The following is a 13953-nucleotide window of genomic DNA, read 5'->3' as shown; positions in this document are numbered from 1 at the left end:
CCCCCGTGGAGCCACGTCCGTGCCCCGCCGCGCACGCCCCCGTCGGTGTGCTCTCGTGCGCGGTGGGCAGGACGTGGCCGAACGGCGGCCGGCCGGTGCCGGGCGGGGTGGTGGCCCTCCCGGGCCGGGAAGACCCCCACCACCCCGCCGTGTGATCAGCTCGCCGGCCCGTGGCGAGGGCGGATGGCCGGGCCGGCGGGCTGAGCCTCAGCAGTTCAGGTAGGCGCGGTGGATCCACACCCCGGTACGGCCGCCCCACAGGTCACCCATGACCCAGGAGCCCTCGGTGCCCCGCGCGTTCATCTTCTGGCCCCGGTTGACCTGGCCCAGGACCGGGTAGCCGGTGCCCGGTCCGCCGCGGTAGTTGACGCCGTTGTCGTTGACGGTGCAGACGACGGCCTGGACCGCGGGCGAGGCGGTCTGGCGGGCGGGGGCCGAACCGGCGGCGGTGGCCATGGTGCCGCCGCCGAGTGCGAACACGGCCGCGGTGGCCGCGAGAGCGGCGGCGGCGCGAGGAATGCGGATCATCTGGGTCTCCTCCGTTGGGTGACTCTCGGTGCGCCGGGACCGTCGGCTGCCCGGACCCGGCACCTTGACCTTCGTCCCGTGCCGGGCGGCGGGCCAAGGGGTTTCCCGTCCCCCGCGGGGCGTGGGAAACCGGGAAACCGGGCGTGAGCTGGGAGGGACCGGAGGAGGAGAAGCGGAGAGGGCGGGGAAAGGCGGCGCCGCCGTCCCGGGTGGGGCGGCGGCGCCGGAGGGTGCTGCACCGGACCGGGGTCCGGGGAGGTGTCTCAGCCGTTCATGGTGTCCGGGTCCGGGCCCAGGCGGGTGCCGGAGTCCAGGGCCGCGAGGGCGGACATGTCGGCGTCGTCCAGCTCGAAGCCGAAGACGTCCACGTTCTCCTTGATCCGGGACGGGGTCACGGACTTCGGGATGACGACGTTGCCGAGCTGGAGGTGCCAGCGGAGCACGATCTGCGCGGGGGTGCGCTCGTACTTCTCGGCGAGCCCGGTGACGGTCGTGTTCTTGAGGAGGTCCTTGCCCTGGCCCAGCGGCGACCAGGCCTCGGTCGCGATGCCGTGCCGGGCGTGGAAGGCGCGCAGCTCGGACTGCTGGAGCTGCGGGTGCAGCTCGATCTGGTTGACCGCGGGCACGACGGACGTCTCGCCCATCAGCCGCTCCAGGTGGGCGGGCTGGAAGTTGGAGACGCCGATGGCCTTGGCGCGGCCGTCCTGGTAGATCTTCTCGAACGCCCGGTACGTGTCCACGAACGTGTCCTTGGCGGGCATCGGCCAGTGGATCAGGTACAGATCCACGTACTCCAGGCCCAGCTTGCCGAGGGAGGTGTCGAAGGCGCGCAGGGTCGAGTCGTAGCCCTGCTCGTCGTTCCACAGCTTCGTCGTCACGAAGAGCTCGTCACGCGCGATGCCGGAGGCGGCGAGCGCCTTCCCCGTGCCCTCCTCGTTGCCGTAGATCGCGGCGGTGTCGATGCTGCGGTATCCGGCTTCCAGTGCGGTGCCGACGGCCTTGGCGGCCTCGTCGTCCGGCACCTGCCAGACGCCGTAGCCGAGCTGCGGCATGGCGACACCGTTGTTGAGGGTGATGTGGGGGACCTTGCTCACGACGGATTCGATCCTTAGGTCGTCGTACATGTTCTCCAACGTCAACGATCATCCGGTACGGAGCATTCCCGCGCACCTTCAGAAGGTGCCGACACGTTTCCGCCCGGGTGCGGACGAGGGCACCGGGCAGGCCGTCTCCGCGGCGAGGGCGAGGCTACCGAGGCAGAGCACGACCAGCCCCGCGACCAGTTCCAGGGCGCCCGCCAGGCCGGGCAGGCCGCGGGTGGGAGCCGAGCCGTCGCCGGTCAGGGCGTCGGCCACGGCCCACGAGAGCCACATCGTTCCGCCCCACGCGAACACCGTCGCGGAGCCCAGCCAGGCCAGCGCCAGCGGCACCCGCGTGCGCAGCCGCCGCACGCGCCCCCACCGGGGGAAGAGGAGGGCCGCCAGTCCGGCCGCGCCGGCCAGCGCCAGCAGGCCCTGGACCACGCCGGACGTGGCCGTCACGACGCTCCGCGCGGGCAGGGCCGCCGCTCCGGGACCCGTCGGCACACCGAGGCCCCACAACACGTCGACGATGCCGAGTACGGCCAGGAGCACCGCAGCGGGAACGCCGAGCAGCCGCCGTGCCGCCCGTACACCAGGGGCGGGAGCGGGTACGGACTCCAGCCGCCGGCGCAGCAGCGTGCCCCAGCGCTGGTGCGCGTAGCACCAGAAGGCGCCCAGCAGGGTCAGGCCCTCGACGATGAAGGCGCCGTAGACCAGGACGTAGACCCAGGGTTCGAGGAAGTCGCCGGACGCCATCGGGTTCGCGGCGCCGGTCAGGGCGGCGACGGCGGAACCGGTGGGCACGGTGATCATCAAGGGGGTGAGCAGCCCGGACGCCATCCACAGGGGCAGCGCGAGCAGCCAGGCGGGGGCCCGCACGCCGGACGGGCGGGTGAGCGTGTACGCGATGGCGGCGGCGACGGCGTCCATGAGGAAGGTGACGACGTTGCCCGCGATCCAGGTGCCCCGGCCGACCCTGCCCACGTCCACGATGCCGATGTCATGGCCCAGGACCCACAGCAGCTTCAGGAGGAGGTACGGGGCGCAGGCCGCGACGGCCACGCGCCCCAGGAGGACCTGGCGGCCCACGAGCTGATCGGTGTTCATGACACGAGCCTCCCGGCGGCGCGCGGACGGCACCTCCGGCCGGGGGATGAACCGCCTCCGCCGCGCGGCGGAGGAGCGGGCGTGACCCGTAACGGCGCCCAGCACCCCCTCACGTCCGGTACAGCGCCTCCACCTCCGTCGCGTACGCCGCCTCGATGGCCCTGCGCTTCAGCTTGAGCGACGGCGTCAGCAGGCCGTGCTCCTCGCTGAACTGATGCGCCAGTATCCGGAACGTACGGATCGACTCGGCCTGCGAGACCAGCGTGTTGGCGGCGACGACGGCCCGCCGGATCTCGGTCTCCAGATCGGGGTCGTGCACCAGGTCGGTCGGCGGCAGCTCCGGCTTGCCGCGCATCCTGAGCCAGTGCCCGACCGCCTCCGGGTCCAGCGTCACCAGCGCGGCCACGTACGGACGGTCGTTGCCGACGACGATGCACTGGGCGACCAGGGGATGCGCCCGTACCCGCTCCTCCAGGACGACCGGGGAGAGGGTCTTGCCGCCGGAGGTCACGAGGATCTCCTTCTTCCGGCCGGTGATCGTCAGGTATCCGTCCTCGTCCAGCGCGCCGAGGTCGCCGGTGGCCAGCCAGCCGTCGCGCAGGACGGCGTCGGTGGCCCGGGCGTTGTTCAGATAGCCCTGGAAGACCTGACCGCCGTGCAGCCAGATCTCCCCGTCCTCGGCGATGTGCACGGTCGTCCCGGGGACGGGGGAGCCGACCGTGCCGAAGCGGGTGCGCTCGGGCGGGTTGGCGGTGGCGGCTGCGGTGGACTCCGTCAGCCCGTACCCCTCGTAGATGGTCACCCCGGCGCCGGCGAAGAACAGCCCGAGCCGGCGCTCCATCGCCGAACCGCCCGACATGGCGTGCCGCACCCGGCCGCCCATCGCCTCCCGCACCTTGCCGTAGACCAGCTTGTCGAAGAGCTGGTGCTGCATACGCAGCGGCGCGCCGGGCCCGGACGCGGTGCCGAACGCCTTGTGCTCCAGCGCCTCGGCGTAGCGGACCGCCACGTCGACGGCCTTCTCGAACGGGCCGAGCCGGCCCTCCTCCTCGGCCTTGCGCCGGGCCGCCGCGAAGACCTTCTCGAAGATGTACGGCACGGCGAGGACGAAGCTGGGCCGGAACGACTGGAGGTCCGGTAGCAGGGCGGCGGCCGACAGGTCCGGCTGGTGGCCGAGCTTGACCCGCCCGCGGACGGCGGCCACCTGCACCATCCGCCCGAAGACGTGGGCGAGCGGCAGGAACAGCAGGGTGGACGCCTCGTCGCCGGGCCTGGAGTGGAACACCGTCTCGTAGCGCTGGACGACGTTGTCGGCCTCGGCCATGAAGTTCGCGTGGCTGATCACGCAGCCCTTCGGGCGGCCGGTGGTGCCCGAGGTGTAGATGACCGTCGCGGTCGCGTCCGGGGTGACCGCCATCCGGTGGCGGTGCACCACGTCGTCCTCCAGGTGCGCGCCCGCCGCCGTCAGCTCGGCGACCGGGTCGGCGTCCAGCTGCCACAGGCGGCGCAGCTGCGGCAGCCGGTCGATGACCGAGCCGACGGTCATCGCATGGTCCTCGTGCTCCACCATGCAGGCCGAGACCCCCGCGTCGTGCAGCATCCAGAAGACCTGCTCGGCGGACGAAGTGGGATACAGCGGTACGGACTGGGCGCCCACCGACCACAGGGCGAAGTCGAACAGCGTCCACTCGTAGCGGGTACGGGACATGATCCCGACCCGGTCGCCGAAGCGGACGCCCTGGGCGAGCAGCCCTTTGGCCAGGGCCAGCACCTCGTCGCGGAACTGCGCGGCACTCACGTCCCGCCACCGGCCGGCGGCGTCCTTACGGGCCAGCGCGACCCGGCCGGGATCCGAGTCGGCATGGTCGAATACAGCGTCCGCCAACCCGCCGACGCGGGGCGCCGTGGCCAAAGGTGGGACGGTGAACTCGCGCAATGACCCAGCTCCTCGACGTGCTTCTCACCGGGCCGAGACCGTACCCCAACACCGGGGCCCGCGGGAGGGGCGTCCAGCCGGCCGAGCCGGTGGCGTAGTCGCTGGTCATGCGGCGAAAACGGGCTACTCCGGAGAAGCTTGGACATCGTCGGGGGCGCCGCGCGCCCGACGATCACGACGCCGGGACCGGATCTGCACCAAATCTCTCCGTGGCTCCCGGCGTCCTTCGGCACCTCGCGGCACCTCGCGGCACTTCTCGGCGTCTCCCGGCGTCTCCCGGCGTCTCCCGGCGTCTCCCGGCAGCTCCCCGGGGAGGGCCGGGCGCGCCGCTAAGGCAATTGCAACCGGTCGCCGCCCGCCAGTATCGCGTCGGCCAGCGCGTCCGCAGGGCCCTTGGCCGCGCCGTCCCGCTCCCCGTACAGCAGCACGAAGTCCACCCCGCCGAGGTCCGGCAGACCGGCCCGGGACGGCACCCGCACCAGACCGGGCGGGATCATGCCGAGGCTGTGCGCCATCACGCCCAGGCCGGCCCGGGTGGCCGCGATCAGGCCGTTGAGGCTGCCGCTCGTACAGGCGATGCGCCAGTCGCGGCCCTGCCGCTCCAGCGCCTCCAGCGCGCGGGCCCTGGTCACCGCCGGCGGCGGGAACACCACCAGCGGGACCGGCCGCCGGGCGTCCAGCCGCAGCCGGTCCGTGCCGACCCACACCAGCCGGTCCCGCCAGACGAGCCGGCCGGTGGGCGCCTCGGCCCGGCCGCGTGCCGGGCCGGGACGGCGCTTGGCCAGGACGAGGTCGAGGCGGCCGGCCGCCAGCAGCTCGTGCAGCGTCCCGGAGAGCTCGACCGTCAGCTCCAGATCCACCTCGGGGTGGTCGCGCCGGAACTCTTCCAGCACCTCCGGCATCCGGGTCAGCACGAAGTCCTCGGAGGCCCCGAACCGCAGCCGGCCGCGCAGCCGCGTGCCCGTGAAGAAGGTCGCGGCCCGCTCGTTGGCCTCCAGGATGGTGCGCGCGAAGCCGAGCATCGCCTCGCCGTCCTCGGTCAGGTCCACGGCATGGGTGTCCCGGGCGAACAGCCGCCGCCCGGCCGCGTCCTCCAGCTTGCGCACGTGCTGGCTGACGGTGGACTGCCGCAGGCCGAGCCGGTGCGCGGCCTGGGTGAAGCTCAGCGTCTGGGCCACCGCGAGGAAGGTGCGCAGTTGCACGGGGTCGAACATCGTCCCGGCCTGGTCGGTCATCACACACCCTCACTCGGCACACAGCGGCACCCCGTCATCCATTCATCACACTTCATGATGACAGTCACCACGGTAAGAGGGCTTCCCGATGGCTGTGGCGCCAGGCAGGGTGGAGAGGGCACCGTCCGCCCCACCCGCACCGTCAGCCCCTTCCGCTCCGTCCACCCCCGCCCCACCCGCGAAGAGAGAACATGCGCCGTCCTCAGCTCAGCATCCCCTCCTGGCTCCCCGTGGACGGCTTCATCCTGGCCCTCGTCGGCACCGTCGGCCTCGCGGCCCTGCTCCCCGCCCGGGGCGCGGCCGCCACCGTCGCCGACGACGCGTCGACCGGTGCCGTGGCGCTGCTCTTCTTCCTCTACGGCGCCCGGCTCTCCACCCGGGAGGCGGTGGACGGGATGCGCCAGTGGCGGCTGCATCTGACGGTGCTGGGGTGCACGTTCGTCCTCTTCCCCCTGCTGGGGCTGGCGGCCGGCGGTCTCGTTCCGTACCTCCTGACGCAGCCCCTCTACACCGGCCTGCTCTTTCTGTGCCTGGTGCCGTCCACCGTCCAGTCCTCGATCGCCTTCACCTCCATAGCGCGCGGCAACGTCGCGGCGGCGATCTGCGCGGGCTCCTTCTCCAGCCTCATCGGGATCGTCGTGACGCCGCTGCTGGCGGCGCTCCTGCTGGGCGGCGACGGCGGCGGGTTCTCGGCCGGCTCCCTGGTCTCGATCGTCTGCCAGCTGCTGGTGCCGTTCCTCGCCGGCCAGCTGCTGCGCCGCTGGATCGTCGGCTTCATCACCCGCCACAAGAAGATCCTCGGCCTCGTCGACCGCGGCTCCATACTCCTCGTCGTCTACACCGCCTTCAGCACGGGCATGGTCCAGGGCATATGGCACCAGGTCTCGCCGTGGCGCCTGCTGAGCCTGCTGGCCGTCGAGGCCGTTCTGCTGGCCCTGATGCTGACGATCACGTCCTACGGTTCCAGGAAGGCCGGTTTCGCCCGCGGCGACCGGATCGCCATCACGTTCGCGGGCTCGAAGAAGAGCCTGGCCGCCGGTCTGCCCATGGCCAGCGTCCTGTTCGGCGCGCAGGCCGGGCTGGCCGTGCTGCCGCTGATGCTGTTCCACCAGATGCAGCTGATGGTCTGCGCGGTCCTCGCGAAGCGGTACGCGGCACAGGCGCCCGAGGAGCGGGAAGCCGGGGCCGGGGCCGAGGGCGGGCACGGGGCTGAGGCCGAGGACGAATCCGGGGCCGAGTCCGAGGACGGGGCCGGCGTTCTGCCCGGGTCCGGCGAGCGGAGGGAGGGCGTGCGGCCGCGGCGCGGCGACAGCGTCGACGCGGGCGGCTCCCGTTAGTCCTCGGACCGCACGACTACGCAAGAGCATCGCGAACGGGATGCTCGGCGTCGATCCGGGCGGCGCGCGCGGGGTGTGACGGACCGTCAGCCCTCCTCGTCCACACGGTCCAGCGGCAGGCGCAGGACGACGGGGCCGGGGACGCGCGCGTTGTCCCGGCGTACGCCTGCCAGCTCGTCGTCGTCCAACGCGCGTCCGTAGACCCGTACTTCGTCCAGGTCGCCGGAGAGCTGGGAGCGGCTGTCCGCCTTCTGGCCCGCATGGACACCGAAGACCGCATTGCGGCTCACGGAACCGGGCACGTCGGGGACCGTTCGGTTCTCGGCGCCGTCGACGGTGAGCGTCAGCCGTCCGCCGGTGCGCCGCAGCGCCAGGTGATGCCATGCGCCGTCGTTGTACGCGGCGGTGGTGGCGACCTCGGCGGTGGCGGGCGGCCGAGCACCGTCGAGCGCGGTGACGTGGGCGACGACCCGGTTACGGGCGGGGTCGCCGCGCAGCGCCACCTGCGGACTGCGGCTGCCCACCCCGCCCATCCACAGGAAGGGCTGCTCACCGGCGGTGGCGCGGTAGCGGAACCAGAGACTGCACGTGAAGTCGCCGCTGCCGAGGGGCAGCGAGCGGCGGAAGGGCAGTCGTACGGCGTCGTCCCGGCCGTCGAAGGAGAGCGCGTCGCCGAAGCGGCCCGCGGCAGGCCGGGCGCCGCCCAGGACGAGCGCCGCGCGGGCGTGCCGTCCGAGGTCGGGCGTCGTCGGATCGGGCGCGCGGCGCGGGCCGAGCCAGCCGTCGGTGAAGCGCGCGAAGCGGATCTCGTCGCGGGCGTCGGCCGCGCCGCCCTCGTACAGCAGGCCGGTCAGGCCGGGCGCGACGGGCACCAGGTCGGAGTAGCCGGACCAGTCGGTGGTGACCCGGGCGCCCCGGTCCACGCCTTCCCAGGTGCGGCCCTCGTCGTAGGAGGAGCGGACGGTCATGGTGCGGCGGCGGTCCGGATCGGCGGGCGCGGCGAACAGTGTGCGGCCCGGCTTGCCGGAGCCGTGGGGCGGCAGCCGCAGCACCGAGCCCTGCACCATCGGCGCGTACAGGCCGGGCAGGGTGCGGAAGGGCCGGGCGAAACTCTCGCCGCCGTCGTGGCTGACGGCCGCCGTGCGGTGGCCGAGGTCGGTGCCGTCCTGCTCGCGCGCGTTGACGTACACCGAGCCGTCGGAACGTTCCAGCAGACTCATCTCGGACGGCTTCTGGCGGAACGTGCCGTCGGCGGCGATCGGGTAGCTGTCCACGGCGCCGACGCGCCAGTGGTCACCGCCGTCGTCGCTGAGCATCAGCGCCGCGTGGTTGGCGGTGATCCGGCCGCCCGCGTAGCTCTCGGCGTTGACGGTGAAGACCAGGCGCCCGGCGTGCCGTCCCCGGGCAAGCTGGACGCCGTGCACGGGGCCGGTGGCGTACCAGGAGTTCCATCCGGCAGGCCGGAGTTCGGCGGTCAGGTCGCGTGGTGCGGACCAGGTGGCGCCGTCGTCGTCGCTGTACTGGAGATGCGGGGTGCGGTCGCAGGGCACGCCGCAGTTCGCGGCGTCGGGGCGGCCCTTGTTGTAGGTCTCCGCGAGCAGGATGCGGCCGGTCTCGCGGTCGACGACGGGGGCGGGGTTGCCGTGGGTGTCCCCGCCGCCCTCGTTGACGACCTGGAGGGGGCCCCAGGTGCGGCCGCCGTCGGTGGAGCGTTTCAGTACGAGGTCTATGTCGCCGGCGTCGCCGCAGTCCCGTACCCGGCCTTCGGCGAAGGCCAGCAGGGTGCCGTCGGCGGACCGGACGATCGCCGGGATGCGGAAGCAGGCGTAACCGCGCTCCTGGGAGGCCTTGAACAGCACCTGCTGTTCGAAGCCGGTGGTGGTACGGGTGGTAGTGCCGGAAGCGGTGGTGGGCGGTGCCGGGCGGGCCTGGGCGGTGGCCACCGGGACGAGGACGGCGGCCGCCGTGGCGAGCACGGCCAGGGTGCGGGCCCGGGGCCGGCGGCCGCCGTGGGCGGGACCGCCGGTCCCGGTGGCGGGTCTGCGGCGGTGGTTGTCATGGGCGCGGAGTGGTGACGTCATGATCCGACCTGCCCTTCGAGGCATCGGCGAGGCGTCGGAGGAGTGGGGGAGAGACGAAGAAGGAGGAGGAAGAGAGAGGGGCGGTGTGTGCTGCGTGCTACGGGTTGCGTTCTCTGTTCAACGTGGGACATAGGACGTCCCACGTCCGGCTCCGGTGCGCAGGAAGCTACTGAACCCCCGCCACCGCCACAAGCCACGCGCGGCGCTTCTTCGCACCCGGCCGGATTTCCCCCGTACGGGCCACGGCGGGCACATCCGTACGGGCGGCCTCGCTTCGAGGCCGGTCAGGGGATCAGTACGATCTTGCCGAGGTTGGCGCGCGCCTCGACGATCTCGTGAGCGCGTGCGGCCTCCACCAGCGGGACCCGCGCGTGCACGGCGGCTCGCAGGCGGCCGGCGAAGAAGTGGTCCCACAGCTCGGCGCCGTGCCGCGCGTACCGCTCCGGGCGGGTGGCGGCGAACCGCGCCATGGTGAGGCCGGTGATCGTCTTCGATCCCGCCAGAAGGTCGTAGGCCGGGACCGTGCCGCCGCCCGAGTTGAAGAAGACCAGCCGCCCGCCCGGCGCGAGGGCCGCCACCGCGCGCGGCAGCAGGTTCCCGCCGACGCCGTCGAGGACGATGTCGACGGGCTCGCCCCAGGACGCGTCCTCGTACGTCACGACCTCGTCGGCGCCGAGCCCGTACAGGAAGTCCGCCTTCGCGGCGGAGCTCACGGCTGCCACCACCCGCGGCACACCCCGCAGCTTGGCCAGTTGCACCGCCAGGTGCCCGGTGGCGCCGGCCGCGCCCGTGATCAGTACCGACTCCTCGTCGGCCGGGGCGGCGGTGGCCAGCGCGGCGAGCGCGACCTGCCCGCCGCGGACCAGCGCGACGGCGTCCACGCTGGACGCGGCGTCCGGTATGCGTGCGGCCATCGCGGCGGGCACGGTGGCCGCCTCGGTGTACGAGCCGGTGAAGGAGAGCGAGGTGACGCGGTCGCCGACCGCGAAACCGGTGACGTCCGGGCCCAGGCCGACGACCTCGCCGGCCACCTCGCCGCCGAGTACGGCGGGCAGCGGTACGCCACCGCCGGTGCCGTCGCCGCGCGTCCGGCGGACGGACGGCAGGGTCACGCCGATGGCCTCCGTGCGGACGAGCAGCTCGCCGGGGCCCGGCTCGGGGGCCTCGGCCTCCTCGACGCGCAGGACTTCGGGGCCGCCGTAGGAATGGAAACGGACTCGCCGCACGGGCACCTCCGGGAAACGGGAACGGGAAGGGGAAGGGGAAGGGGCCGGACGCCACGCAGGGACGGTCACCCCAGGGGCGCCGGGAGAGCCGGGAGAGCCGGGAGAGCCAGGAGAACCGGGGGGCCGTTGGGTGGCCCAACGATAGCAGTATCCATTGGGGAGACCAATGGTTTTCCGGGTAGGCTGGTGGCATGCCAGAGACTCCGTATGCCCCCTCCCGCATCCGCTCCCTCCCCAGCTGGCTGCTCGGCCGGGCGGCGGCCCGCGGCCACCGCCTCGTCGCGGAAGCGCTGGCCGAGGAGGGGATGCGGATGATGCATCACGCGGTGCTCTCGGCCGTCGGTGAGCTGGGGCCCGTCTCGCAGGCCGAACTGGGCCGCAGTGTGGGGATCGATCCCAAGGACATGGTCGCGGTCGTCAACGACCTCCAGGCCGACGGGCTGGTGACCCGCACCCCCGACCCGAAGGACCGGCGCAAGAACGCCGTCGAGATCTCCGCGGCGGGGGAGCGCCGGCTCCGGCGTACGGAGGAACTGGGCGACCGGGCCAACGACGAGTTGACCGCGGACCTCAGTCCCGCCGAACGGGAGCAGCTGATGGCGCTGCTCGCGCGTGTGGTGGAGCCGGGGGCGGTCGCGAAGGGGGAGCCGGGGGCGGGCTGACGCTCCGCCCCGAGCCGTGCCGGGCTGACGCTCCGCCCCGAGCCGTGCCGGGCTGACGCTCCGCCCCGAGCCGTGCCGGGCTGACGCTCCGCCCCGAGCCGTGCCGGGCTGACGCTCCGCCCCGAGCCGTGCCGGGCTCTCAGGCCCTCCCCGCCGCCGCCCCCAGTGCGAGCCGCTCCTCGCCCGCGTACACGTTCATCGAGGTCCCCCGCAGGAACCCCACCAGCGTCAGTCCGCTCTCGACGGCCAGATCGACGGCGAGGGAGGACGGCGCGGAGACGGCGGCGAGGGCCGGAATGCCCGCCATGACCGCCTTCTGCACGAGTTCGAACGACGCCCGGCCCGAGACCATCAGGACGGTGTCGCGCAGCGGCAGCCGCCCCTCCTGGAGGGCACGGCCGACGACCTTGTCGACGGCGTTGTGGCGGCCCACGTCCTCGCGGACGTCGAGGAGTTCACCGTCGGAGTCGAAGAGCGCGGCGGCGTGCAGCCCGCCGGTCCGGTCGAACACCCGCTGCGCGGCCCGCAGCCGGCCGGGGAGGGCGGACAGGGTCGCGGGCGTGATGCGGGCCGCGGCGTCGGCGGGCGGGTCCAGATGCCAGCGGGCGGACGTGCGGACCGCGTCCAGGCTCGCCTTGCCGCACAGGCCGCAGGACGACGTCGTGTAGACGTTGCGCTCCAGCGAGATGTCCGGGACGGGGACGCCGGGCGCGAGCTGCACGTCCACCACGTTGTACGTGTTCGACCCGTCCTCGGTGGCCCCCGCGCAGTACACGATGTTCGCCAGCTCCCCGGCGCTCCCCAGTACGCCCTCGCTGACGAGGAAGCCCGCGGCCAGCGCGAAGTCGTCGCCCGGTGTGCGCATCGTGACGGCGAGCGGCTTGCCGCCGAGGCGGATCTCCAGCGGCTCCTCGCCGACGAGGGTGTCCGGGCGTGTGCTCACGGCTCCGTCGCGGATGCGGATGACGCGGCGTCGCTCGGTGACCCGTCCCATGTCTGATCAGTCCCGTCCGTCCTGGTGCGCCGGCCCGTGGCAGCGGGCCGGTCTCGGCGGTTCCATTGTCCGGTACACGCTTGGCTGCTCGTACGGGGTCCGCCGCGCGTCACCGGCCACTGCCCGCCGCCAGGACGGGGCCGCCGTCGCTACCGCCCCGTCCTGCGCGGTGCCGGACCTGCCGCCCCCTTACGTGCGGTACCGGGTCCGCCGCCCCGCCGCGCGCGGCGCCGGACCGCTCGCTCCGGACAGTCCCCGCCCGCCGAACGCGCTCGCCCCCGCGCCGGCCCACAGCGCGTCCAGTTGTGCCTGACCCACCGTCCGCCAGTCCGGACTCCGCAGGACGAGGGCTTCGCCCAGCCGGCGGCCGAGCTCCATCATCGACACTCCTACGGGACCGCGCGCGGCCTCGTACGCGGCAGGCACCTCGGACCAGGTGTCCGCGGCGGTGAACGCCGCCTCCAGAGCGGTGGCGTCCTGAAGGGCCTTCACCGCGCCGCCGCCGGTGTGCGGGCGGGCGACCGTGGCCGCGTCACCGGCGAGCAGCAGACGGCCCGCGGCGTAGTGGGGTGCCGTGAAGTCGTACAGCGGCTGGATGAACAATTCCTCGGGCCGCGTCAGCTGGAGCAGGCCACCCCAGTAGGGCGGCAGGAGTTCCCCGGTGACCTGGGTGAAGCAGGCGTGCAGTGCCTCGCTGAGGGTGCCGGGCGGAAGGCTGGTGGGGGTGTCCAGGCCGAGGGCGGCGTTCGGTGGCGGGACGGCGTACAGCACCCAGTTGGCACGGTGGCCGCCGGTGCCGTCCGGAATGCGGTAGATGACGGCGTGGCCGCCGGTGAAGACGGCGAAGACGCAGTCCTCGACCGGCCAGGCGTCGTCCGGATCCGGGCCGAGCGCGGCCAGCCGCTCGGCGGGGAACGCGCCGCGCCAGGCGAGGTACCCGGCGTACGCGGGCCGTACGTCGGGGAAGGCGGCGCCACGGACCACGGAGCGGTAGCCGTCCGCGCCGACGACCAGGTCGGCCTGGTGGGTGCTGCCGTCCTCAAGGCGCACCGCCGCGCCGTCGGGCGAGGTCTCGACCGTACGGACCGGGCTGTCCCCGCGGAACACGGCGGTCTCGGGCATCCGGGCGCGCAGCTCACGCCAGAGCGGCCCCCAGTTGTACGTACGGAACGGGAAGGGGAGTTCCCCCACCGGCCGGCCGAGCGGCAGTTCACCGTCCCGCGTGTACCAGCGGCGCCGGCAGAGCTGCAACCAGGGCATACCGGTGTCCAGGTAGCCCGCCGAGGCCAGTTCCGCGTAACGGTCGTTGTGCACGGCCAGTCCGGCGCCGCGGTCCGCCAGATGGCCGGCGGCCCGTTCGTACACCGTGACCTCCGCCGCGCCGCCCCGGTGTGCGGCGAGCGCGGCGGCGCAACCGGCGATGCTGCCGCCCACGACGGCGACCGTTCCTCCGTGCATCGGCAACCCGCTTCTCTCGGCGGCCCCGAGGGAGCCGCGGTGGTTCGGGGGTGTGCAAGCGGTCGTAGTTTTACAGGAATTGCGGGTGCCCGGGGGCCGGACGACGGTGGCCGGGGTGGCGGACGACGGTGGCCGGTCGTGGTGACCGACGGTGGGCCGGTCGTGGTGACCGACGATGGCCGCTCATGCCGGCCGTGTGGGGGCGGGGCCGGGTGACGATCGGTAGACTGTAGACGATAACCAATCGGGCGCCGGGAGTCCGGGGAACCGGGCGCCCGCGCGTGCACACCGTCCCGGCCGCGTCACG

Annotated in this window: 11 protein-coding genes; 2 read left to right on the top strand and 9 right to left on the bottom strand. The window is 73.6% G+C overall.

From position 1 onward, the window contains the following. Positions 1 to 207: 207 nt before the first annotated feature. From JXZ78_RS08725 to JXZ78_RS08705, 5 genes are all read right to left on the bottom strand, one after another. Positions 208 to 528 (bottom strand): SH3 domain-containing protein, encoded by a 321-nt coding sequence (locus JXZ78_RS08725; RefSeq protein WP_030020491.1) that lies wholly within the window; start codon positions 526 to 528, stop codon positions 208 to 210. A gap of 263 nt (positions 529 to 791) precedes the next feature. Further along, complete coding sequence (locus JXZ78_RS08720) at positions 792 to 1622, bottom strand: aldo/keto reductase (protein WP_030020492.1); 831 nt, start codon at positions 1620 to 1622, stop codon at positions 792 to 794. Positions 1623 to 1700: 78 nt separating this feature from the next. Continuing rightward, positions 1701 to 2717, bottom strand: coding sequence for a hypothetical protein (locus JXZ78_RS08715; protein WP_050502525.1), 1017 nt, complete (start codon positions 2715 to 2717; stop codon positions 1701 to 1703). A gap of 109 nt (positions 2718 to 2826) precedes the next feature. Further along, complete coding sequence (locus JXZ78_RS08710; protein WP_033037942.1) at positions 2827 to 4629, bottom strand: AMP-dependent synthetase/ligase; 1803 nt, start codon at positions 4627 to 4629, stop codon at positions 2827 to 2829. 353 nt (positions 4630 to 4982) lie between these two features. Then, entirely contained in the window at positions 4983 to 5867 is an 885-nt protein-coding gene (locus tag JXZ78_RS08705; RefSeq protein WP_238782783.1) for a LysR family transcriptional regulator, read from the bottom strand. Positions 5868 to 6079: 212 nt separating this feature from the next. Here JXZ78_RS08705 and JXZ78_RS08700 point away from each other — a divergent pair, with 212 nt between their 5' ends. After that, positions 6080 to 7225 (top strand): bile acid:sodium symporter family protein, encoded by a 1146-nt coding sequence (locus JXZ78_RS08700; protein ID WP_050502526.1) that lies wholly within the window; start codon positions 6080 to 6082, stop codon positions 7223 to 7225. 86 nt (positions 7226 to 7311) lie between these two features. On the opposite strand, the gene JXZ78_RS08695 is transcribed toward JXZ78_RS08700, so the two are convergent. Together JXZ78_RS08695 and JXZ78_RS08690 are read right to left on the bottom strand one after the other, a co-directional pair. Next, on the bottom strand, positions 7312 to 9306 hold the full coding sequence (locus tag JXZ78_RS08695) for a sialidase family protein (RefSeq protein ID WP_030020497.1): 1995 nt from the start codon (positions 9304 to 9306) through the stop codon (positions 7312 to 7314). Between the two features lie 284 nt (positions 9307 to 9590). Next, entirely contained in the window at positions 9591 to 10532 is a 942-nt protein-coding gene (locus tag JXZ78_RS08690) for a quinone oxidoreductase family protein (protein ID WP_030020498.1), read from the bottom strand. A 191-nt stretch (positions 10533 to 10723) separates the two neighbouring features. Between JXZ78_RS08690 and JXZ78_RS08685 the strand changes: the two genes are divergently transcribed. Then, positions 10724 to 11194, top strand: coding sequence for a MarR family winged helix-turn-helix transcriptional regulator (locus JXZ78_RS08685; protein WP_030020499.1), 471 nt, complete (start codon positions 10724 to 10726; stop codon positions 11192 to 11194). A 139-nt stretch (positions 11195 to 11333) separates the two neighbouring features. Here JXZ78_RS08685 and fdhD read toward each other — a convergent pair whose 3' ends face one another. Both fdhD and JXZ78_RS08675 read right to left on the bottom strand, forming a co-directional pair. Further along, on the bottom strand, positions 11334 to 12188 hold the full coding sequence (gene fdhD, locus JXZ78_RS08680) for a formate dehydrogenase accessory sulfurtransferase FdhD (protein ID WP_030020500.1): 855 nt from the start codon (positions 12186 to 12188) through the stop codon (positions 11334 to 11336). A gap of 189 nt (positions 12189 to 12377) precedes the next feature. Beyond that, entirely contained in the window at positions 12378 to 13646 is a 1269-nt protein-coding gene (locus JXZ78_RS08675; protein ID WP_050502527.1) for an FAD-dependent monooxygenase, read from the bottom strand. Between the last annotated feature and the right edge of the window lie 307 nt (positions 13647 to 13953).

Source organism: Streptomyces monomycini, from assembly GCF_022271435.1.
Classification (GTDB): domain Bacteria; phylum Actinomycetota; class Actinomycetes; order Streptomycetales; family Streptomycetaceae; genus Streptomyces; species Streptomyces monomycini.
The sequence above is the reverse complement of the archived record's forward strand: the minus strand, read 5'-3'. Positions and strand labels throughout refer to the sequence as shown.